Source organism: Pseudomonas sp. NFIX49, from assembly GCF_900115915.1.
Classification (GTDB): domain Bacteria; phylum Pseudomonadota; class Gammaproteobacteria; order Pseudomonadales; family Pseudomonadaceae; genus Aquipseudomonas; species Aquipseudomonas pharyngis.
On sequence record NZ_FOYE01000010.1, the window covers coordinates 235,626 to 257,117 of the forward strand.

The 21,492-nt window shown below is 62.6% G+C and carries 18 protein-coding genes; 6 read left to right on the forward strand and 12 right to left on the reverse strand.

The annotated features are described in order from the left end of the window. The first annotated feature begins 8 nt into the window (after nt 1-8). Nucleotides 9-443, forward strand: coding sequence for a hypothetical protein (locus BMZ46_RS26645; RefSeq protein WP_039772002.1), 435 nt, complete (start codon nt 9-11; stop codon nt 441-443). 23 nt (nt 444-466) lie between these two features. On the opposite strand, the gene BMZ46_RS26650 is transcribed toward BMZ46_RS26645, so the two are convergent. From BMZ46_RS26650 to BMZ46_RS26675, 6 genes are read right to left on the reverse strand one after another with little or no spacing between them, the layout of a single operon-like run. After that, complete coding sequence (locus tag BMZ46_RS26650) at nt 467-1,279, reverse strand: YfaP family protein (protein ID WP_039771899.1); 813 nt, start codon at nt 1,277-1,279, stop codon at nt 467-469. 3 nt (nt 1,280-1,282) lie between these two features. Beyond that, nucleotides 1,283-2,902 carry a DUF2300 domain-containing protein gene (locus BMZ46_RS26655; protein WP_074691613.1) on the reverse strand — a complete coding sequence of 540 codons (1,620 nt, stop codon included), beginning with the start codon at nt 2,900-2,902 and terminating at the stop codon, nt 1,283-1,285. Between the two features lies 1 nt (nt 2,903). Next, nucleotides 2,904-7,469 carry an alpha-2-macroglobulin family protein gene (locus BMZ46_RS26660; RefSeq protein WP_074691615.1) on the reverse strand — a complete coding sequence of 1,522 codons (4,566 nt, stop codon included), beginning with the start codon at nt 7,467-7,469 and terminating at the stop codon, nt 2,904-2,906. Further along, nucleotides 7,466-8,131: a DUF1175 domain-containing protein gene (locus tag BMZ46_RS26665; protein WP_041475438.1), complete on the reverse strand. Its 666-nt coding sequence runs from the start codon at nt 8,129-8,131 to the stop codon at nt 7,466-7,468. The genes BMZ46_RS26660 and BMZ46_RS26665 overlap by 4 nt, the downstream gene beginning before the upstream one ends. Then, nucleotides 8,101-9,813, reverse strand: coding sequence for a DUF2138 domain-containing protein (locus BMZ46_RS26670; RefSeq protein ID WP_074691617.1), 1,713 nt, complete (start codon nt 9,811-9,813; stop codon nt 8,101-8,103). The genes BMZ46_RS26665 and BMZ46_RS26670 overlap by 31 nt, the downstream gene beginning before the upstream one ends. A gap of 35 nt (nt 9,814-9,848) precedes the next feature. After that, nucleotides 9,849-10,640, reverse strand: coding sequence for a YfaP family protein (locus BMZ46_RS26675; protein ID WP_039771904.1), 792 nt, complete (start codon nt 10,638-10,640; stop codon nt 9,849-9,851). A gap of 277 nt (nt 10,641-10,917) precedes the next feature. On the opposite strand from BMZ46_RS26675, the gene BMZ46_RS26680 reads away from it, so the two are divergent. The 5 genes from BMZ46_RS26680 to BMZ46_RS26700 all read left to right on the forward strand — a co-directional run bounded on the left by BMZ46_RS26680 (nt 10,918) and on the right by BMZ46_RS26700 (nt 17,291). Beyond that, a complete protein-coding gene (locus tag BMZ46_RS26680; protein ID WP_074691619.1) occupies nt 10,918-12,063 on the forward strand; it encodes a Fic family protein in 1,146 nt (381 codons plus the stop codon). 88 nt (nt 12,064-12,151) lie between these two features. Beyond that, the gene (locus tag BMZ46_RS26685) at nt 12,152-12,394 is read left to right on the forward strand and encodes an exodeoxyribonuclease VII small subunit (RefSeq protein WP_007894317.1); all 243 of its coding nucleotides are present in this window, start codon (nt 12,152-12,154) and stop codon (nt 12,392-12,394) included. Beyond that, a complete protein-coding gene (ispA, locus tag BMZ46_RS26690; protein WP_074691621.1) occupies nt 12,391-13,278 on the forward strand; it encodes a (2E,6E)-farnesyl diphosphate synthase in 888 nt (295 codons plus the stop codon). The genes BMZ46_RS26685 and ispA overlap by 4 nt, the downstream gene beginning before the upstream one ends. A gap of 91 nt (nt 13,279-13,369) precedes the next feature. Next, nucleotides 13,370-15,268 carry a 1-deoxy-D-xylulose-5-phosphate synthase gene (gene dxs / locus BMZ46_RS26695; protein WP_074691623.1) on the forward strand — a complete coding sequence of 633 codons (1,899 nt, stop codon included), beginning with the start codon at nt 13,370-13,372 and terminating at the stop codon, nt 15,266-15,268. Between the two features lie 139 nt (nt 15,269-15,407). Further along, nucleotides 15,408-17,291, forward strand: coding sequence for a TonB-dependent receptor domain-containing protein (locus tag BMZ46_RS26700; protein ID WP_074691625.1), 1,884 nt, complete (start codon nt 15,408-15,410; stop codon nt 17,289-17,291). On the opposite strand, the gene BMZ46_RS26705 is transcribed toward BMZ46_RS26700, so the two are convergent. From BMZ46_RS26705 to thiL, 6 genes are all read right to left on the reverse strand, one after another. Further along, the gene (locus tag BMZ46_RS26705; RefSeq protein ID WP_074691627.1) at nt 17,288-18,088 is read right to left on the reverse strand and encodes a cobalamin-binding protein; all 801 of its coding nucleotides are present in this window, start codon (nt 18,086-18,088) and stop codon (nt 17,288-17,290) included. The genes BMZ46_RS26700 and BMZ46_RS26705 overlap by 4 nt on opposite strands. Further along, on the reverse strand, nt 18,088-18,507 hold the full coding sequence (locus tag BMZ46_RS26710; protein ID WP_011336131.1) for a hypothetical protein: 420 nt from the start codon (nt 18,505-18,507) through the stop codon (nt 18,088-18,090). The genes BMZ46_RS26705 and BMZ46_RS26710 overlap by 1 nt, the downstream gene beginning before the upstream one ends. Further along, nucleotides 18,504-19,121 carry a GTP cyclohydrolase II gene (gene ribA, locus BMZ46_RS26715; RefSeq protein WP_007955551.1) on the reverse strand — a complete coding sequence of 206 codons (618 nt, stop codon included), beginning with the start codon at nt 19,119-19,121 and terminating at the stop codon, nt 18,504-18,506. Before ribA ends, BMZ46_RS26710 begins: the two co-directional genes overlap by 4 nt. A 132-nt stretch (nt 19,122-19,253) precedes the next feature. After that, on the reverse strand, nt 19,254-19,979 hold the full coding sequence (locus tag BMZ46_RS26720; protein WP_074691628.1) for a substrate-binding periplasmic protein: 726 nt from the start codon (nt 19,977-19,979) through the stop codon (nt 19,254-19,256). Nucleotides 19,980-20,007: 28 nt separating this feature from the next. Next, entirely contained in the window at nt 20,008-20,511 is a 504-nt protein-coding gene (locus BMZ46_RS26725; protein ID WP_007910933.1) for a phosphatidylglycerophosphatase A family protein, read from the reverse strand. After that, the gene (gene thiL / locus BMZ46_RS26730) at nt 20,508-21,473 is read right to left on the reverse strand and encodes a thiamine-phosphate kinase (RefSeq protein ID WP_074691630.1); all 966 of its coding nucleotides are present in this window, start codon (nt 21,471-21,473) and stop codon (nt 20,508-20,510) included. Before thiL ends, BMZ46_RS26725 begins: the two co-directional genes overlap by 4 nt. Between the last annotated feature and the right edge of the window lie 19 nt (nt 21,474-21,492).

Below are 21,492 nucleotides of genomic sequence, written 5' to 3' on the forward strand. Positions count from 1 at the left end.
AACGCATGATGAATCAATGGACTAAAACGTTACTGGCGGTGCTGCTGACACCCACACTATTGCTGCTGCATGGCTGCCACCTGATTGCTCAGTCTCGCTGGGAAGGACGCGATGTCCAGGAAGCACTCGACCTGTTCGGCAAACCTGACTCGATGAAAAAACAGACCGGTGCCAACGGTGAGAATCTGGCGGTTCTCACCTGGTTCAAATCCTCCAGCTGGACCACTACAGAAGCGGCCGGGACTTCAATGAACCATACCGGCAACGGCATGGTTTACACCGAGTACTACGAGACGGTCGGTCACAGTTCGGATTGCAAACTGGAGGCCACCGTCAATAAGGCCAAGAAGATCGTGCTGTTCAGGATTGAAGACGGGAAGATCATTCACGGGAAGTGCATCAACGTCCCGTTCGTGCCCGGCTATATTCCGCCCGGCTTCTAATGCATCCCTGAGCAGGCTTCTGCTCAGGGATAACTAAACGACTTCACCAACGTCAATTCCCCCACCGCCCGCATCGGCACCAGGAACGTCTCCATCTTCTCGCTAGGCGTTCCTTCCTCGGTAATCACCGTCACCTGCGCGGTCGTCAGCGGCTGCACCGCCTCTTCCCCACCCTCATCATCCCCGCGATACCCACCACCAAAATAATTCACATACACCAGATACTGCCCCTTGATCGGCGCCGGCATGGCGAAGATTTCCGGGCCGTAGCCGGTGGTCACGTCGACGTCCAAAGCAGCGCCATTGGGGGCGACGCGGTCGCCGTACCAGATGTGCGCGCCGTCGGGTGTGATCAGGTGCAAATCGAGGTCCGTGCCGTCACTGTCCCACGCCAACAACACCCGCAGTTTCGCCGGAGTAGCGCCGCCGCTGGTGTTGAGAAATTGCGTGCGGTGCCGTTGCTGGCCGTCCGGGCTGCGGACTTCGACGCTGTTGCTGCCGTTGGGAAAGGAGAACGGGCGGTCGAAGCGGCCGCTGTCGTCGATTTTCAGCGGCATGCTGACGCCGTTGACGATCAGGCGGCCGGGCTCTTTGTTTTTTGGTGTGGCTTTGATTTCGCCGCTGATACGGGCGGTGTTGGCCTGGCCGATCGGTGTGTTCACCGAGGAGGCCGGGTAGTTGACGGTCTGGCGGAAGCTCTCGCCCTCGCCTTCGGGCGCGCCACTGCGCCAGCCGCCGACCGGGGTGTCGAGTTTGACGCTGTCGGCAGCCATCGCCATTGGCAATGCATTAAGCGCGCAGAGCAACAGCAAGACCTGTGGATAACGGAGTGTCATGGTCTATTCCAGCAAAAGGTGACGGGCGAGCCCTTCGATATAGGTTTCATCCTGGCCGTTGGGGTGAGCTTCAAAGGCCAGGTGCAGGTATTCGTGAGTCAGGTCCAGGCGATCCTGCAAGGACAGCACGCCGCGCACGTAGATGCGCTGGCGTTCGCGGTCGACGAAGGGGCGGCCGAAGGCGAGTTTGCAAACGGCGAAGGTGCTGACTTCGTTGTAGCCGGTTTCGCTTTCCAGCCTGGGACGCCAGCCGCGCCGCTGTTTTTGCAGCCAGTCCTGCGCGGCGGGCAGTGCTTCGCAGGACGCCACCGGGTTGTCCCAGCGGCTGAGGCTGGCGCGCGGGTAGGCGTGCAGCAGAATCGCGTCGTAGCGCTGGCCGGCATTGGCTTGTTCGACGGCTTGCTGCCAGGCGAGTTTGTCGGGGCCGGGTTGATCGGAGTGATAGGTGACGGTGCTGCCGGCCAACACCAGATCCGCCGTCCATGCGGCGATGTTGCGGGATTCGGCGGAAGCAGGACGCGGTGCAACACGCTGGCGAGTGCTGCTGTCGTCGATGCTCAAACATTCGCCATTGCGCGTGGCGTTTTGCAGCAGATACGTGCGGATCGCCACGGCTAACGCTTTCGCGGCTTCGGCCGGTTCAGGTTTGGCTTCACGCTCCAGCACACGGGCGACGTACTCCTCGCGATCCAGCCGGGCGACCAGTTTGTCGTTGAGCAGAAACAGTTCGCCGTCGCTGTGGATATCCAGCGCATTGCCGTTGGCGAATTCAACGCGGTAATCGCCCTGCAACGGGCCGGAGGTCACCGCTTGATTACCGGCCAGAACCCGCGAAACCGGATATCGCGAGAACAGTCCGACCTCAACACAACGCCCCGCTTCCGCCGGCCATGATGCGGGCAACACCGTAGCCAACGCAGCACCGTAATGCCGCAGAACCATCTGACTGGTGCCCCGGCCACCGGCCCAGATCGGTGAGCCATCCGCCGTCCATCCAGCGAACCCGCCCTGACGTGATTGCGGGTCCTGATCGCCAAGCCAGCTCCAGGTTTTCACCCGCAAGCGTCCGCCAAGTTCACCGACGACATTGCCGTCCGCCGCGTTCAGCACCACATCGAGCAGCACCCGACGCATCTGCTCCTGAGCCGGCAGCAAAGCCAGAACCTTCAGCAAGTCAGCCACGGAAACCCGAGTAGCCGGTTGCACCGATGGCAAATCCAGCAACCACGACGGCGCCTGTCGCGCCTGCCAATAGGTTTTCCATTCGCCAGCGGTCATGCCTAACCGCGCCGGCTCGAAATACAACCCGCAGGATTTCACCAGCGCCTGATCACGCTCGATCTTCCCGCCCGCCGTGCAGCAATAAACCTCTTCCTTCGACTGCCCACGACATTCATAAGCCGGTTCCCGCGCACCGGTATCCACCAGCCACGCATAAACGAACACCTTCCACAGACTGCCCAGCGGTGTCTCCAGCGAAGAAGGCAACGGCTCGCGAGCAGTCAGTTGTGTGGTGTTCAGCGACAGCAACTCACCCTTGTAGGCCACGCGCAACGGCTCATCCTGCGCCGTCGCCAGCGCAGGAATCACACACATCAGCAGCCAGACCAGCAGCCGGGTCATGTCAGTTGACCGTGACCTGACCGAGGGCCGCTTTCGCTTCGCGGGCTTGATGCTGCGGCGCGTAGACCTGAGTGAAACGCACCGGCGGCAGGTTGAACTGGCCTTTCTGCGAGAACCGCACCAGATGCCGCAGGCGCAATTCACCGCTCAGCGCATCCACCGGCACCGCGTAGGCCAGTTGACCCGGTTCGAACCGTGCTTTTTCCAGCGCAGTGGGCTCGGTGCCTTCCTTGCCCTGCAACTTGATGCCCCACGTGGTGCGCTCGACATCCGCGCCCGGCGGCAGCGGTACTTCGAGCATGCCGTAGCGCAGCGGTTTTGGTGCTTTGCTGGTGAGGATCACCTCGTCCAGATACAGGCTGTCGCTGGACAGCGGTTTAGTGCCGACCGGCTCCAGTTTGAAGGTGAAGGCTTCGTCACCCGGCACCAGACGCGACAGGCGACGAGTGATAGTGACGGCCATCGGATCGACCGCCGGTTGCTGGGTCTGGAAGCTCAGCGCGGCGCGCAACGGACGCTCCTGAGTGCCCGATACCGACAACACGCTCGGCACCGGCGTAGCACCCTGCCACGTCCAGTACATCTCGCCGGTCGCGCCATAGTTTTTCTTCCAGCCTTCGCCCGGTGCCAGCGCGATGGTCGGTGATGCCTGGGCGATGCTGCGTTGCAGCCAGGTCAGCGCCAGCGCACGTTCGAGGGTCGATTGCTGCGGCAACAGGCGTTGCAACAACGCTGTCGCACGAGCCTGATCGAACGGTTGCAGCGACAGGTTCAGCGCTTCGGCAAACGGCTGCGAACTGACGGACAAGCGCTGTTGCGCAGCGCCCAGCTGACGATTGAACGCGTCCGGCAAAGCGACTTTCGACTGGGTGGCCAACGATGCGGCCAAGACCCGCGCCGCCGCGAGACCGAGCGCCGAATCCGGATCGCCCATCACTAGACTGTCTTCACCATCGTCCATCAGGGTCTCGGCATTGCCTTCCCCGGCCTTGGCCAGATCGTCCATCAAGCCGCTGAGCAGCGTGTTGACCGGCAGATGCATCTGCTTGGCGAACGACAGGATCAGCGCCCGTTGCAGCAATGGCGTGTTCGGCGCCTGCTTGGCGTAGACCTCCAGCACCCGCTGCCAGTGCTCCGGCGGCAAGGTCAGATCCAGCACCTGGCTGGCGTTCCAGTCGGCGTAATAGGCGTAAGCGGTGAGGAACGCATCCGGCTCGCCATCGAAGCCCCACCAGGTGAAGCTCGCCGACGGCCCGGCCATTTGCACCAGACGCAGACGGCTGTTCTGCATGATCAGGCGCAAGCGGTCGCGGATCTGCGGGCTCGACGCCAGCGACGGATAGGCGATGCTCAGCGGCAGCAAGCGGCTGGCGGTCTGTTCGACGCCGCCGTACGGATAGCTGAGCAGGTCATCGAGGGCAGAACGGAACAGCGCTTGCGGACTGTCATCCAGACGCAGGCGAATATCGGTGGCGTCTGCCGGCAGGCTCAACGGCGTGTCGCCGCTGGCCACATCGAGGCTCTGGGTCTGCGTTACTTGCCAGCCTTCGCCGGTGGCGGTCAGGCGCACCGCGAGGGCGTCGGCGGTCTTGCCGTCCTGCACCAGTTCGGCGGTCCATTTGCCGGAGGCCAATGCGAAGGCCGGCAGCGGCAGGTAGTTGATGCCGTTGTTGAGGGTCACCGGCAGGCGCTGTTCGGTACCGGCGTAATGCGTCACCAGCTCAGCCTTGACCGGTTTCTCGGCCTGGCTGAAGGCGAACACGCCGAGTTGCGGCTGATCGCCCTTGCGGAATTTGCTCGGGCCGCTCCACTTCAGGTACAGCGGTTTTTCCGAACGCACGAACTGCTTCTTCTGCCCGACCTGACCGTCGTCAGCGATCGCCCGCGCGGTGATGCGCCAGCGGGTCAGCGAGTCCGGCATCTTGAAGGTGAAGCGGGTCTTGCCGTCGGCGTCGGTCAGCAGCTCCGGTTGCCATGCAGCGGTGTCGACGTCTTCGCGACGCGGCCGCTCCAGCACTTTCACCCCACGCTCGCTGCGGTTGGCCTTGCCAGGTGCGCCGGTGCTGCCCGGCAACGCCACGTCGTAGCTGATGAACGACAGGCTGGCGCTGGTGCGCACGTTGTTGCGGCGCGGGTGGTAGAAGAACTGGTCGATGGTCGGCGCGACTTCCGGTTGCAACGCATAAACCATTTCATCAACCACGCTGACCGTCAGGTGGGCCGGCACTGCCTTGCCGGCGAACTGCGTGGTCAGATCGACCGTCACGGTATCGCCCGGCTGATAGGTGTCTTTGTCGGTCTTGATCGCCACGTCGATCTGCGGCGCAACAACCTTGATCCCGGCGTTCTGGAAGCTGTACTGACCGCCCTTGGTGTAGAGCACCGAGAACGTCAGGTTCGGCGCGAAGTTGTCCTTCACCGGGATGCGTGCGCGGAATTGGGTGTCGCTGAGTTTTTCCAGTTTCAGCCAGTCGCCGCCCTTGGCCAGCAGCGCGGTGGCTTCGACTTTGTCGCGCTCCAGCGACAGCAGTGCATCGCTGACCGGTTCCGGGAAAGTGATCAGCGCCAGCGCTTCGTCGCCGGCCTTGTACTCGGGTTTGTCGAGGACGATTTCCACGGTGCCCGGCACAGCCTTGACGCCATCGCCGGTGACCGAATGACCGGTCGCACCCAGCACCCGGCCGTGCTGATCTTTCAGCGACAGGTTGTAGGTGCCCGGGCGATCGAAAGCGACGCTGAAGCCTTTGTCTTTCGCCGCCAGTTTGCCTTCGCCGGTGGTCTGGTCTTCGAGGCGCACCCAGCTGTAGCTGCTCGGCACAACGGCCTGCGCCTGTTCGCTGCCACCCTCGTTGGCGTAGCTGAACGCAACTTTGTCACCGACCGCGCTGAAACGCTGCGGCGCGCTCAGGCGGAAGCTGGCGGCGCCGCGGTCGATGAGGATTTCCTTGGTGGTCTTGACCCGATACGCCGCGCCGTCGCTGGCAAACACGGTGAGCATGTAGCGGCTCGGTTTGTCGGCGGCCGGCAGGTCGAGGGTCGCGTTACCCTTGCTGTCGGTGGTCAGTTCGGTGCTGGTCAGCTCCACCGGGAATTGCCCGAGGTATTGCAGCTCATTGTCGACCATCGACAGTTGCTGGGCACGCAGGCTCAGGGTCAGCTTGGCGTTGGCCACCGGTTTGCCGTCCGGATACAGCAGCACCAGGCTGCCCTTCACCGGCTCGCCCGTGCGGTAATCCTGCTTGGCCAGATTCAGCGAGATTTCAAAGTGCGGCTTGATGTACTCGGCCACACGGAACGCGCTGCTGTAGGCCTGATCCTTGTAGTTGAAACGCAGCTCGTAACCACCGGCCACGGCGTTGTCCGGCAACTGGAAACGGCCCTGGGTGCCGGCCTTGGAATCAAGTTTCAGATCGAGGCGCTGCAACTCGGTGCCGGTGGCATCGAGCACGCTGACATTGACGTCCGCCGCGCCCGGCAATACCGAATCCCGCGCGTTCTTGAATTCACGGCCGACGATTTTCAGCGACACCCAATCACCCGGACGATACAGCGGCCGATCGGTGAAGGCGTAGAGTTTGGTGTCGTAGATTTCGCTGTCGTAATAGAAGTTTTCCGAGACGAATACACCGCCCTCTTCGTCCTCGCCAATCACGAACGAACGCTCCGGGCTGACGTGTTTCAGGCGCAGCAGACCATCGGTATCGGTGGCGCCGCTGCTCATCACGCCGAGGCCGTCGGTCCACAGCACGTTGACCTTCGGCACCGAGCTGCCTTCGTGTTTGCGCGCGGCCCACACCAGCAATTCATCACCGGCAATCTTGCTCACCGCCACGGTGTTGGAAACGAAAACCATGGTGGTCGCGCGGTACTTGCCAATCAGCGCTTCGACCAGATACAGGCCCGGTTTCAGATTGCCCAACGGGATGTAGACGTTACCCGGCGCGACGCTGACGAACTCGCTGGAAGACCCGGCCAGATTGACGCCGGTCGGCGGCTGGATCGGCTTCGCTTGCCACAGCGGATAACGGAACTGGCTGACCACCGGCAGACCCGGAATCAGGGCGAACTGCGGTTGCGCGTCGTACGGCGTCGGCGCAGCGATGGCGTTGCCCATTTTCAGCTCCGGCACCTCTTCGGTGACTTGCTGGCGCGACTCGTAGGAGAACGCACGCTGCATCACCCGACGGGATTTGCGGTACCAGTTGTCCCACAGGTACGCCAGGGTGTTCGACAGGCCTTCGCCCTTGAACTGGCCGTCGCTGACCACGCGGTGCAGGTTCTTCTGGCGCTTGAGGAAGTCCAGCGGCTTGTCGATCTTGTACACCCGGATATCGGCGCCGCCGTACGGCTCCATACGGAAGCGACGATAGTCACGGCCCGGCGCTTCGAGGCGCACCACCGCCTGTTCGTCGGCGGCGAAACTGCTGTCGGCCAGCAGGAAAAAGCTTTCACCGGACACCGGCGTGTAGCCGCTTGGCTCCACGGTGTCTTCGGCATTCACGGCCGAAAACGGCAGGGTCAACAGCAACAGAAAAGGCAGTAAACGCAGCATGCGGGCACCGGTCATTGGGAGAGAAAATTCAGTCGATAGACGCCGATGAAGTTGGGGTTGGCTGCGTCGGGTATCCATCGGGTGTCCTTCCATGTCATGAGTTGCTGCAGGCTTGCCGAACGCATGCCGTTGTCGGTTGGGGTGGTCGTGCCGGTGTGATAGGCGATGTAGCGGCCCATCCAGATCATCAGGTGCTGGTCGTCGCCCTGATCGAAAAACATCAGATCGCCGGGCCGTGCCTGGGACACGTCGCGGCCAATCAGATGGCTGTTGAACTGAATCAGTTTGATCGCGTTGACGTAGGGCCCGACCTTGCCGCCGCCCTGCTGCCATTGCTGGGCGAGCTTGCGCTGATCGGCGCTCAGGTCCAGCTCCGGCGGCAGGTAGCGATTGGACACGCCATTGCTGCGCAGCCACTTGTCGTCATGGACTTTCAGCGCTTCGTTGGCGGCGAAACGCACCAGCCCCGCGCAGTCCTGCTGATACCAGCGCGGGCTCGGACCTTTGCTCAATTGTTCCTGGGCGATGCGCACGAACCAGGCGCGAAAGACCTGGGACTGCTGCGGATCGAGGGCCGGAGTCTCAACGGCTCGGGCACCGGCGCTGAGCAAAAGCGCCAGCAAGCCGAGGCTGCGAATCAGTCCGGTCACAGCGCTTTCCACTCCAGCGGCAGCCATTGCCAGTGCCCGTCAGGCTCGCTGCCTTCCGGCAAAGTCAGGGCGTATTTGCCCATGCCGCCGAGGGTGCGCAGTTTCGGGATCAGGTAGGTTTGCGCGGCGTTGTAGAACACCGGCTCCATGTCCTGCGGCAGGCTGTCGAGGGTTTCCTGCTGGATCAGTTGCGCCATCGAATCCGGGCCGAAGTAGATCGGCATCAGCACGTCTTTCGGCAGTACGTCGGCCATCGGCGGGAAGCGTTTGTCGAGGGTGCCGAGGGCCTTGTCGACCAGTTTGTCGTCGAGGGAAAACAGCAGCGTCGAACCGTGGCGCGCCAGGCTGACTTTCATGAACGCACGGCCGGTGATCGCGTCCGGATTCTCGGCATCCTTGGCCGCGTAAGGGCCGAAGTTGGAACTGACCTGACGCTGCCAGAGGTGGCTCTGGCCTTCCTGCTTCTCGACCACCGGGAACGCGTGTTCGTCGACCTTGCCTTCGTAGGCGCCGACCATCGAATCGAACAGCGTGCCGATATCTGCGTCGAGTTTGCCGTTGTCTTCGTCGTTCAGACTGGCCACCAGCAACGGCGTGTACAGCCGCGAATCGGCGTACCAGCACAGACCCGCCGCGCCGGCCACGTGTTCGGTGAGCTTTTGCGCCACGGCTTCTTCGGCGCCGAGTTTCACCAGCAACGGTTTTTGCGGTTCGGCGGCCACCGGCAAGGTCACGCAGGCGCTGGCGCCCAGCGGCATGGCTTGCCAGACCGGTTTGAAATCGAAGTCCGGCTGGTTCTCCAGTTCGTCCATGGCGAGATAGCTGTGCCAGCCCTTGTCATCCATGTCGAAACGCAGGCCGGCGAAGTTCGGAATGAAACGCTGATAACCCATGGCCAGGACACTGGAATTGACCGACAGGCGCTGTTTGGTTTCAGGCGTTTTGGCCGCGAGCCCGAACGCTTCGGGGAACAGTTTTTCGCCGTTGAGCAGCGCAGCCAGAGCTTGCGGCGAGACGTGGCCGGACTCTTCGGAAGCACCACCTTCCGGGTCGTAGAATTTGGTCGGGTTGGACAGCACCACCAGTTTGTCGCCACGGGAGGCGAACAGCAGGGATTTGCCGGCGTTGTAGGTCAGTTGATACAGCGGCACTTCATCGCCACCGATTTTCAGGGTGCTGAACACGCTCAGTTGCGAATCATCCAGCGCGACTTTCGCCAGCGGCTCCAGCAATTTGGCCAGTCCGCCGCGATCCATCACCAGCAGGAAATCCTTCAGGCGACCATCGGCGCCACGCCACAGCGCTACATCCGCCGGTTGATCGAAGAGTTGCTCGATCAGGCTGTCCTGCAGCTTCAGGTCATGCTCGTAGATGATCCGCCGCAGACTGCCGATCAGCCCGAGACGATCGGCGTGGGTTTCGTAATAGAAGACGAAGTCCTCGGTGAGCGTGGCCTTGAGGAACGGCACCGTCAGCAGATCCTTGGGCAACTGGCTCAGGGAGCGGGTTTCCAGCAGCGCGTCCGGGCGGCTCAGGCCGAGCTTGTCGCTGGCCAGTTCCGCCGGCGGCGCCTTCGGTTTGTGCATCAGCCAGCCGAGCCCGCCCGCCACGCCGGCGACAAGGCACAGCCCGACCGCCAGTAACGGCCAGCGCCGGGAAGGTTTGCCGACAGGTGTTACGGCGGCCGGTGCAGCAGTGTTATCGCTCATCTTTCCAGAACCCGAGTTCATCCGTGGCGGGATGCTTAATAGTTGAAAGTCTTGACCAGCAGCAGATCACCGATGGCCCGCAGGGGCACGATGAACGTTTCGCGTTTTTCGTCGACGGTGTTTTCGTTGAGCACCAGCGTGATCTGCGAGGTGATGACCTCGTTCTGGTTGCTGGTCTCCTCGAAGTTATAGCCGCCGTTACCGAAGTTGCCCCAATAGTTGACGTAAACCAGATAGGTGCCGTGCAGCGGCGCGGTCATGGTGAACATTTCCGGGCCGGGGCCGTCGACACCGTCCGGATCGAGGCCGCCGCCATTGCTCATCGCCGGGCGCGCCCAGAAGGCGTGCTGGCCGTCAGGCGTAATGACGTGCAGGTCAAGTTCGGCTTTAGGGTCGTCCCAACCGAGCACCACGCGGATCCGCGCCGGCGTGCGCAGGTTATTGGCTTCGTAGAATTGAACGCGCTTGAGCGACTGGCCGTCGGCGCTGATCACTTCGACGCTGTTGGAGCCGGCGCCGAACGCATACGGCCGGGCGAAACGGCCCTGGTCGTCGGTGTACAGATTAAGTGGATTGCCATTCACCGCCAGGCTGTGGGGCGGGCGCAGATGCCCGATCGCCTTGAGCTGACCCTGGATCATTGTGCGATTGCGCTGGATGCCGCGATCGATGGGCGGCGTGGGATAGGCGACCTGCGGGTTTTCCGTGCGATCGAGCAGCCCGTGATAGCGCCAGCCGCCCACCGGCTCCGACAGCTCCGCACTCGGCGCTGCCAGCAGCGCGGGCGCGCAGGCCAACCCGATCAGCAGCAAAAGAAGTGAACGCATGTGATGCCTCCTGCCATGCCTGAACGAAACCTTGCACCCGATCCTCGGTACTTCACAGCGGTGAAAACTGCGTTTCGTCTTAAAGACCCGTGACTGTCGGGTCGTAGAAGGCGCGAAGGTTAGCGATTCGGCAGTTTTTTAACAATCGGATACATCTGGATTTGCGGTAGGAATCACGGCGACCAGTGGACGATGAGCCGATTAGGCGTCATATTCGGCTCACGAAATGAGCCGAATAGCGTTTCCAATCGGCTCACGCACTCAGGATCAGCAATTAATGGCGACTCAATGGATCTGGCAGCAGCCTGATTGGCCCGACTTCAACTGGCAGGCGGAATGCCTGGCACCGTTGTTGCGCGAGTGTGTTCAGGCACAAGGTCAATTGATGGGCATGGCGGGATCGGTGAGCCATTCACTGAGCGCGCAGACAGAGCTGGACGCTTTGCTGCAAAACATCGTGACCTCCTCGGCCATCGAGGGTGAGCAGTTGAATGTCGGATCCGTGCGATCTTCGCTGGCACTGCGCCTGGGGCTGGAATTACCCGATGGCGACAAAGTCAGTCAACGCAGCGAGGGGCTGGCGCAGCTCATGCTTGATGCGACCCGGCGCTTCGCCGAACCGCTGACGCTGGAGCGTCTGCTGGAATGGCATTCGTGGCTGTTTCCAGAACAGGAAAACGGATTCTTCGCGCGCGCGATCAATGTCGGCGCTTTACGCGGCGATGAGTCGATGCAGGTGGTTTCAGGGCGAATCGACCGCCCGACCGTGCATTTCGAGGCGCCACCGCGACAAGGCCTCGAGCGACAACTCGACAGTTTTCTCAAATGGTTCGACGCCAGTCAGCATCAGGCAGGCCTCGATCCTTTGCTGCGAGCAGGCATCGCGCATTTCTGGTTCGTCACCTTGCACCCGTTCGATGACGGCAACGGGCGCCTGACTCGCACCCTCACCGATCTGGCATTGGCTCAGGGCGAAGCGCAGGCCATTCGTTTTTATGCGATGTCCGCCAGCATTCTCGATGATCGTGCGGGCTATTACCGGATTCTCGAATCCAGCCAGAAAGCCACGCTGGACATCACCGACTGGCTCGCATGGTTCCTGCAAACCCTGCTGCGCAGTCTGCAACAGGCCATCGCGCGGATTGAAAGTGTGTTGGGAAAATCACGCTTCTGGCAGGCGCACCGGGAATCCGGGCTGTCGGCGGAGCAGATCAAAGTGCTCAATCGTTTGCTCGACGGTGGTGAGCGCGGTTTCGAGCACAGTATCAGCGCAGCGCAATACCAGAGTGTGGCCAAGGTCTCCAAAGCCACGGCCACCCGACATCTGGCGGAACTGCTGGAAAAGGGCTGCCTGCAACGTCTTCCGGGCGGCGGACGCAGCACTCGGTATCAGATTCAATATCCTGGCGAATTGACCGACTGACACCCTTGTCCGTCGGCCCGCTCATTTGCCCATACCCCCCCTATCTGCTAGTGTCGCGCCGGTTTAACGTCAACCGGAATTAGCCGCCATGGCCCGCAAAAAAGCTGCACTGGATTTCGAACAGTCCCTCGCCGACCTGCAAACGCTGGTGGAGCGTCTGGAGAACGGTGAATTGTCGCTGGAAGACTCGCTGACCGCTTTCGAGCAGGGCATCGGCCTGACCCGTGACTGCCAGGCGGCGCTGGCCCAGGCCGAGCAGAAGGTCCAGGTGTTGCTGGAGCGCGATGGCGAACTCGCCGAGGAACCCTTCGACGCGGATCAGCCAGAATGATTGCAGCGTATTCGGCCACCAGCCAGGCACGGGTCAATGCGGCACTGGAAACCCTGTTCAACGCCCCGCTGCCAGAACTGGCGCGTCTCTATGAAGCCATGCGCTACAGCGTGATGAACGGTGGCAAACGCGTGCGTCCGCTTCTGGCTTACGCGGCGTGTGAAGCCCTTGGCGGCAAGGCTGAACAGGCCAACGGCGCGGCGTGTGCGGTTGAGCTGATTCACGCGTATTCGCTGGTGCACGACGATTTGCCAGCGATGGACGACGACGATCTGCGTCGCGGCCAGCCGACCACCCACAAGAAATTCGACGAAGCTTGCGCGATTCTGGCCGGCGACGGCTTGCAGAGCCTGGCGTTCAGCGCCCTGCTCGACCCGCGTCTGAGCGACCTGAGCGCGGACATCCGCCTGCAACAGGTTACGGCGCTGGCGCACGCGGCGGGCCCGGCGGGCATGGTCGGCGGTCAGGCCATCGACCTCGGTTCGGTCGGCCTCAAGCTCGACCAGAAAGCGCTGGAACAGATGCACCGGCACAAGACCGGCGCGCTGATCGAAGTCAGCGTCAAGCTTGGAGCCCTGGCCAGCGGCCATGCCGAGAAGGATGAACTCAAGTCCCTGCAGACTTATGCACAGGCCATCGGCCTGGCATTCCAGGTCCAGGACGACATCCTCGACGTCGAAAGCGATACCGAAACCCTCGGCAAGCGCCAGGGTGCCGATATCGCCCGCGACAAGCCGACCTACCCGGCCCTGCTCGGCCTCGACGCCGCCAAGACCTATGCGCTGGAGCTGCGCGATCAGGCCCTGCACGCGCTGCGACCGTTTGACGCGGCCGCCGAGCCGTTGCGCGATCTGGCCCGGTATATCGTCGATCGGCGTAACTGAAGGCTAATCAGCCAAAAAAGACCAACGCGTGGGCAGGGGGCGATGCATCAGGTAAACTGCCGCATCTTTTATACCTATAACGATTCGCCTGATGCCCACGACGTTTCATGAGATTCCCCGCAAGCGCCCGACCACGCCCCTGCTCGACCGCGCTAACACGCCGGACGGCCTGCGCCGGTTAGGCGAAGCCGAGCTGGAAACCCTGGCTGATGAGTTGCGCCTGGAATTGCTCTACACGGTCGGCCAGACCGGTGGGCATTTCGGTGCCGGCCTGGGCGTCATCGAGCTGACCATCGCGTTGCATTACGTCTTCGACACCCCGGACGACCGGCTGGTGTGGGACGTCGGTCATCAGGCTTATCCGCACAAGATCCTCACCGGTCGTCGCGAGCGCATGGAGTCTTTGCGCCAGAAGGACGGCATCGCTGCCTTCCCGCGCCGCTCCGAGAGCGAGTACGACACCTTCGGCGTCGGCCACTCCAGCACCTCGATCAGTGCCGCGCTGGGCATGGCCATCGCCGCCCGCCTGCAGAACAGTGATCGCAAGGCGATTGCGGTGATCGGCGACGGTGCACTGACCGCCGGCATGGCGTTCGAGGCGCTGAACCATGCGCCGGAAGTCGACGCCAACATGCTCGTGATCCTCAACGACAACGACATGTCGATCTCGCGCAACGTCGGCGGGCTGTCTAACTATCTGGCGAAAATCCTTTCCAGCCGCACTTACGCGAGCATGCGTGAAGGCAGCAAGAAAGTGCTGTCGCGCCTGCCCGGCGCCTGGGAAATCGCCCGTCGTACCGAAGAATACGCAAAAGGCATGCTGGTCCCCGGCACCCTGTTCGAAGAACTGGGCTGGAACTACATCGGCCCGATCGATGGCCACGACCTGCCGACCCTGATCGCCACCCTGCGCAACATGCGCGATCTGAAAGGCCCGCAGTTCCTGCACATCGTCACCAAGAAAGGCAAAGGCTTCGCCCCGGCGGAAGTCGACCCGATCGGTTACCACGCCATCACCAAACTCGAACCGCTGGACGCCCCGGCCGCTGCGCCGAAAAAGGCCGGCGGGCCGAAGTATTCCGGCGTGTTCGGTGAATGGCTGTGCGACATGGCCGCTGCCGACCCGCGTCTGGTGGGCATCACCCCGGCGATGAAGGAAGGCTCGGATCTGGTGGCGTTCAGCGAGCGTTTCCCGCTGCGCTACTTCGACGTGGCGATTGCCGAGCAACACGCCGTGACCCTCGCTGCCGGCATGGCCTGCGAAGGCGCGAAACCGGTGGTGGCGATCTACTCGACGTTCCTGCAACGCGGTTACGACCAGTTGGTGCATGACGTCGCGGTGCAGAACCTCGACGTGCTGTTCGCCATCGACCGCGCCGGTCTGGTGGGCGAAGACGGCCCGACCCACGCCGGCAGTTTCGATCTGTCGTTCCTGCGCTGCATCCCGGGCATGGTCATCATGACCCCGAGCGATGAAAACGAACTGCGCAAAATGCTCACCACCGGCCACCTGTACAACGGCCCGGCGGCGGTGCGTTACCCACGCGGCACCGGCCCGAACGCGACCATCGAAAAAGACCTCGAACCGATCGAGATCGGTAAGGGTGTGGTGCGTCGTCAGGGCAGCAAGGTCGCCCTGCTGGTGTTCGGCGTGCAAATGGCCGAAGCCCTGAAAGTCGCCGAGACGCTGGACGCGACCGTGGTCGACATGCGTTTCGTCAAGCCGATGGACGAAGCGCTGGTGCGCGAGATTGCCAACAGCCACGATCTGCTGGTAACCATCGAAGAAAACGCGATCATGGGCGGCGCTGGTGGCGCGGTCAGCGAATTCCTCGCCCGCGAGAACATCCTCAAGTCGGTGCTGCACCTGGGCTTGCCGGACGTTTACGTCGAGCACGCCAAGCCGGCGCAGATGCTGGCCGAGTGCGGGCTGGATGAGGCCGGGATCGAAGCGGCGGTGCGTGAGCGCCTGGAACTGCTTAACAAGTAAAACGCAATGCCCATGTGGGAGCGAGCCTGCTCGCGATAGCGCACTGTCAGTCACTTAAATGCCGATTGACACACCGCAATCGCGAGCAGGCTCGCTCCCACATTTGATTTGTGAACACCTCAAGTACCAACGGACTCCGATGAACCTCTCGCGTCTCGCCCTGCCCCTCCTGCTGCTGCCATCCGCCAACACCCTCGCCGACACCTTCGAACGCGACCAGGCCCTGAAGCTGCCGGACGTGCTGATCAGCGCCAACCGCCAGGTCGAAGCGCGCAACGACAGCAGCGCCGCCAACACCGTGTTCACCCGCGAAGACATCGAACGCCTGCAACCGCGCAGCGTCACCGACCTGCTGCAGCGGGTGCCGGGCGTGCAAGTGGCGCAAACCGGCGGGCGCGGCAGTCTGCCGGGGATCTACATTCGTGGCACGCAATCGGCGCAAAGCCTGGTGCTGGTCGACGGCCAGCGCATCGGCAACTCCACCTCCGGCGACAGCAACCTGCAACACCTGAACATCGAGCAGATCGAGCGCGTGGAAGTGCTGCGCGGTTCACGCTCGGTGATTTACGGCAGCGATGCGATTGGCGGGGTAATTCAGATCTTCACCCGGCGCGGCGGCGAACAGGGCTTGCAGCCGCGGATGCATGTGGGCTTCGGCAGCCACCAGACCTGGGAGCGCAGTGTCGGCCTCTCCGGCGGCGATGAGAAAACCCGCTTCAACCTCGGCGCCAGTCTCGATGAAACCGCCGGGATCGACCGCACCCACGAGTCCTATCCCAGCGACAGCGATCACGATGCCTACCGCAACAAATCCATCAGCCTGAGCCTCAGCCATGCGCTGACCGATGACATCGAAGTCGGCGCCAACCTGCTGGATAACCGTGGCAAAAGCGAGTTCGACAACCCGTTCGGCCGCTTCGACCCGGTGACTTTCGACTCCCTCCAGCAGCAGCCCTACAGCGATTTCACCGTCAGCAGTTTCAGCAGCTACATCGACGCTCGGCTCAACGAGCGCTGGAAGTCGCGCCTGGAACTCGGCCACAGCGAAAACCGCGAGAAGTCCTTCGACAAGCTCAGCGACGAACGCTCGGTGTTTAACACCTACCGCGACTCGGTGACCTGGCAGAACGACCTGACCCTCGATGCGCGCAACAGCCTGATCCTTGGCGGCGACTGGTACGAAGACCGGGTCAACAGCAGCACCGCGTTCGACGAAGACAGCCGCTGGAACCGCGCCGCGTTCATCCAGCATCGCTTCCAGGCCGACAGTTTCTCCACCGAACTGGGCCTGCGTCGTGATGACAACCAGCAGTTCGGCGGCCAGAACAGCTGGAGCGGCACGCTGACATTGCCGGTCAACCCGGACAACGATCTGCTGCTCAGCTACAGCGAAGGCTTCCGCGCGCCGACCTTCAACGATCTGTATTACCCGGACTTCAGCAACCCCGACCTGAAACCGGAAACCTCGAAAAGCTACGAGCTGCAATGGCGCAGCCAGTTGAGCGACAGCACTCGCCTCGAAGCCTCGCTGTACCGGACCGATCTGGAAGACGCGATCATCTTCGGCAGCAACTCACGCCCGGAAAACGTCGCCTCGGCGCGAATCAACGGCTTCGAAGCAGCGCTGAAACAGGAGCTGTTCGGCTGGCAGAGCAACCTCGGCGTGGCGATCATCGATCCCCGCGACCGCGACACCGGCCACACGTTGGCACGTCGAGCACGGCGGACATTGAGCTGGGATCTGGATCGACAGTTCGATCGCCTCGGCCTCGGCGCCAGTTGGCAGGCCGTCAGCAGCAGTTATGACGATCTGAACAATCAGCAGCCATTGGGCGGTTATGCACTGCTCGGACTGCGCAGCAGTTGGGCGCTGAACCGTGAGATCAAACTGGATTTCAAGGTCGATAACCTGCTGGACAAGGGTTACAGCCGGGCGCTGTACAGCCATGACGGCAGTCAGTATGGATATCGCGAGGAAGGTCGCGCGTTCTTGTTCGGCGTGACCTGGACGCCGCAGCTCTAACGATCTGGCGCAATCAGCTGGCAGAGCTTGGCAGTCGCCTCGATCATCTGCCCGCTCGGACGCTCAAGGCCTTTGTCGGTGACCAGCAGCAACTGCCCGTGCTTGACCGCTGTCACCTGTGGCCAGGCGTTCCACGCATCCAGTTGCGGCTGATCGCCAGCCAGAATCACTTCGGGATCACGCTGTAAAACCGCTTCGATGCTCACCTGTGGCGCTGGCAGGCTCAGGTCGGCGAACACATTGCGTGCGCCACACACTTCAAGCGCATCGCTGATGATCTGCCCGCCACCGACGGTGTACAGCGGCTTGTCCCAGACCTGGTAGAACACCCGCAGCGGTACTTCGCGGCGGTAGCGCTGGCGCAGCTTATCGAGTTTTTGCCGCAACTCGCTGGCCCGCGCGATCCCACGCTCAGGACGACCGAGCTGTATCGCGATGCCCTCAATCTGCGCAGTCAGCTGTTCGAGACTGTGAGGCTCGGCAACGAACGTCGGGATGTTCAGACGCTTGAGCTGATCCCGCTGGGCCGGGCCAACACTGCCGGGCCATAGCAGCAACAAGTCAGGTTTGAGGCTGAGCAGCCGTTCCATGTCGAGCTGGCCGTAACGGCCCACCGAAGGCACGTCCTTGATCGCGGAAGGACGCTCACCGGCATCCAGCACGCCGACCAGCAGATCGGCCGAATCCAGTTCAACCACGATTTCAGACAGGGATGGCGCGAGGCTGACCACCCGCAGGGCGGCCAGCGTTTCACCGCTGACGGCCAACAGCAGAACCGCCAGCCAGAGACGCCGCATCAAGCGAGTTGACGCGGGATACGGTAGAGGTAGAACAGCACCGCCGTGGACAGCGCCAGCAACATCAGCGGCACCGCTTCAAGGCCGACGAACACCGCCAGCGCGCCGATCCATGCCGGCAGCGCCGCGACCACGAATGCACTGCGAAGGCAGGCCGCCAGGGCGATCCAGGCAGCGGGTTCTTCAGGGGTATCGAGGGCTTTTTGCGTGGCGATCAGCGCATGTTTGTAGCGCCCGAAAAACTTCAGGCTGACAAACATCGACGCCACGCCAGCGATAAACAAAGGCATCGCCAAGACCGGCAGAATCGCCTCGCCCTGGCCGAACACTCCGTTGATCACGAACAGCGGCAACAGCGCCAGTGCCAGGTATTTCCACCAGGCGATCGACAGACGGCGCCGCACTTGCCCGCGGGTCACGCCCGGTCTACCTCGCCCTGATGCTCGTTGCCCATCATGTGGTCGAGCTTGCTGGCCTTGGTCGCCAGATAGAGTTTGTTGTGCGGATTGTGGCCGGTGTGCAGCGGCACGCGCTCGGCGACGACGATGCCCATGTCGGTCAAGGCTTTGACCTTGCGCGGGTTGTTGGTCATCAGACGCAGGGATTTGACGCCCAGATGCTCAAGCATCGGCAGGCACATGGCGTAGTCACGCTGGTCGGCGGCAAAGCCCAGACGCTCGTTGGCTTCAACGGTGTCGGCGCCGCCGTCCTGCAATTCGTAGGCACGGATCTTGTTCAAAAGACCGATGCCGCGCCCTTCCTGACGCAGGTACAGCAACACGCCACGGCCTTCGCGAGCGATGGCCTTGAGGGCGCCTTCGAGTTGCGAACCGCAGTCGCAACGCTGGCTGAACAAGGCATCGCCGGTCAGGCATTCGGAGTGCAGACGGCCGAGTACCGGGGCACCGTCGGCAATCTCGCCCAGGCTCAGCACGACGTGCTCGCGGCCGGTGGCTTCGTCGAGAAAACCGTGCATGGTGAATTGCGCAAAAGGCGTTGGCAGCTTGGAAGCGGCGACAAAAACGACAGGCACCGGTGTGCTCCTGATCTGAAAAGTCCGAGATTCGCTGGGCGGCATTGTAACAGCAGGTTCCCAGAGGCGCTTAGGCTGAATTATCGGGGATAACTATCAAAAAGTTTGATGACAGGCTCGTCGCTATCGCCTTTACTCGAACGGATACGGCTGCTTCCAGCGCTCGAAGATCGGCTTCAACTCGCCGCTTTTCACCAGTTGCTCCATGCGCTGGTCGTAGATCGACATCAGCGCCCGGCCTTGCGGGGTGTCGGCGAAGCCGAGGTACAGCGGCAACTCGGCCAGATGCGAATAACGGTATGGCGAAGGATCGGCGGCGTTTCGCAGCACCGCTTCGATTTCCGTCAGCGCATCGATGTAGTAATCCGCCCGCCCCTGCTTGAGCATCGACAGGATCCCGGTGCGGCGCTCGATCTGGTTGAAGCGTTTGACGTTCGGCAGATAGGTTTCGTAGCGATAGCCGCGCACCCAGGCCAGTCGGTACTTGCCCAGCGTTGCCTGGGTTGGCGGCGGATTGCTGGCCAGGCCGAGCGCGTAGATGTGGTCGGAATCGAAATTCCATTTCGGGTACAGCACCTGCTCGGCTTCGCCGCGATAGGAACCGACCAGTGCGTCGGCTTCCTTCAACTGCACCAGCCCGACCGAGCGCGTGTAGGGCACGGTGCGAATATCCAGGGTCACACCGGCCGGCTCGAAGACTTTGCGCAACACATCCCAGGCCAGGCCATGGCCGTCGGCGGCGGTGTAGTCTTCCCAATCTTCACTGGCCAGGTGAATGACCGACGGCGGTGCGTCCTGTGCCTGGGCCACGGCGCCAAGCAAGGTCAAAACCACTATCGCCAACCAGCGTCGAGTCATCCCTGTGCCCCTCATCCACGCCTGGAAATCAGGCGAAAATCCACACCAGTCCCTGCATCGCCAGCCAGGCAAACACGCCGGCCAGCACGTCGTCGAGCATGATGCCGACGCCGCCGTGAACATGCCGGTCGATCCAGCGGATCGGCCACGGCTTGAGAATGTCGAAGAAGCGGAACACCAGGAACCCGGCGAGCAACCAGTACCAGCCTTCCGGCACCAGCCACAGGGTGATCCACATCCCGACCATTTCGTCCCAGACGATGCCTTCGTGGTCGTGCACCCGCAGATCGTCCGCCACTTTGCCGCACAGCCAGAAGCCGAACAGCATGGTGATCCCGAGCATCAGCCAGTAACCCCAGTCCGGCAGCATTTGCCACAACGGAATAAAGGGTAGCGCAACTAACGAGCCCCAAGTGCCCGGCGCCTTGGGCAAGGTGCCCGAGCCGAAACCGAACGCGAGGAAATGCCAGGGATTGCGCCAGACCGACGGCGGAACGAATTCGGCCGGAACCTGTTTCGGGTGATCTGTCACGGTGACTCCTGAAAATGTTGATAACCCCTGATTTGCGGGGTGATGTCGTGCCCGTCGCGATCCAGCAGCACCACGCCCTGGCCCTGCGTCACACGACCGATCACATGGATCGACCAGCCATCGGCGAGCAGCGCCGGCAACTCGACGGCCGGCAGGGTGAAGGCCAGCACGTAGTCATCGCCACCGCTCAACGCCGCACGTTCGGCGCCGCGCTGACCGAGAAACGCCACCAGCGCCTCCGACAACGGAACGCGCTCGCGCTCGACTTCGAGGCGGACCTTCGAGGCCAATGCGATGTGACCGCAATCGGCGAGCAGCCCATCGGAGATGTCCAGCGCCGAAGTGGCCTTGCCACGCAGGGCCTGACCGAGAGCGAGTTGCGGTTGCGGCGACCAGTAATGATCAAGCAGCGGCTGGGCGATGTGAGGTTCGGCGTCTCGCTGACCCAGCACCAGCGGCAAGGCCCCGGCGGCATTGCCCAGCTCACCGCCGACACACAGCAGATCGCCCGGCTGCGCGCCGCTGCGGGTCAGCGCTTTGCCAGCCGGGACACGGCCGAACACGGTGACGGTCAGGCTCAACGGCCCGCGCGTCGTGTCGCCGCCCACCAGTGCCACGCCGCAGCCCTGCGCCATGCGGTTCAAACCGCGGGCATAGGCTTGCAGCCAATCGGCAGTCACCGTCGGCAGAGTCAGGGCAAGGGTAAAGGCGACGGGCGTGGCGCCCATGGCAGCGAGGTCGCTGACCGCCACGGCCAGCGAGCGCTGACCGAGCAGAAACGGATCGCAGGGGTCGGCGAAATGCACACCGGCCACCAGCGTATCGGTGGAAACCGCCAGCTGTTCCCCGGAAGGGACCGCCAGCAAGGCGCAGTCGTCACCGATCCCCAGTGCAACGCCTTCGCCGCCCTGCGCACAAGGCGCGGCGGCGAAGAAATTGCGGATCAGCTCAAACTCGCCCATGGCTGAGAAAAAGTATTCA

Bases quoted from the DNA above. Each gene is read 5' to 3' on its own strand.
- BMZ46_RS26645 (WP_039772002.1), top strand. From the start codon at position 9: ATGAATCAATGGACTAAAACGTTACTGGCGGTGCTGCTGACACCCACA.
- BMZ46_RS26650 (WP_039771899.1), bottom strand. From the start codon at position 1,279: ATGACACTCCGTTATCCACAGGTCTTGCTGTTGCTCTGCGCGCTTAAT.
- BMZ46_RS26655 (WP_074691613.1), bottom strand. From the start codon at position 2,902: ATGACCCGGCTGCTGGTCTGGCTGCTGATGTGTGTGATTCCTGCGCTG.
- BMZ46_RS26660 (WP_074691615.1), bottom strand. From the start codon at position 7,469: ATGACCGGTGCCCGCATGCTGCGTTTACTGCCTTTTCTGTTGCTGTTG.
- BMZ46_RS26665 (WP_041475438.1), bottom strand. From the start codon at position 8,131: ATGGCTGCCGCTGGAGTGGAAAGCGCTGTGACCGGACTGATTCGCAGC.
- BMZ46_RS26670 (WP_074691617.1), bottom strand. From the start codon at position 9,813: ATGAGCGATAACACTGCTGCACCGGCCGCCGTAACACCTGTCGGCAAA.
- BMZ46_RS26675 (WP_039771904.1), bottom strand. From the start codon at position 10,640: ATGCGTTCACTTCTTTTGCTGCTGATCGGGTTGGCCTGCGCGCCCGCG.
- BMZ46_RS26680 (WP_074691619.1), top strand. From the start codon at position 10,918: ATGGCGACTCAATGGATCTGGCAGCAGCCTGATTGGCCCGACTTCAAC.
- BMZ46_RS26685 (WP_007894317.1), top strand. From the start codon at position 12,152: ATGGCCCGCAAAAAAGCTGCACTGGATTTCGAACAGTCCCTCGCCGAC.
- ispA (WP_074691621.1), top strand. From the start codon at position 12,391: ATGATTGCAGCGTATTCGGCCACCAGCCAGGCACGGGTCAATGCGGCA.
- dxs (WP_074691623.1), top strand. From the start codon at position 13,370: ATGCCCACGACGTTTCATGAGATTCCCCGCAAGCGCCCGACCACGCCC.
- BMZ46_RS26700 (WP_074691625.1), top strand. From the start codon at position 15,408: ATGAACCTCTCGCGTCTCGCCCTGCCCCTCCTGCTGCTGCCATCCGCC.
- BMZ46_RS26705 (WP_074691627.1), bottom strand. From the start codon at position 18,088: ATGCGGCGTCTCTGGCTGGCGGTTCTGCTGTTGGCCGTCAGCGGTGAA.
- BMZ46_RS26720 (WP_074691628.1), bottom strand. From the start codon at position 19,979: ATGACTCGACGCTGGTTGGCGATAGTGGTTTTGACCTTGCTTGGCGCC.
- thiL (WP_074691630.1), bottom strand. From the start codon at position 21,473: ATGGGCGAGTTTGAGCTGATCCGCAATTTCTTCGCCGCCGCGCCTTGT.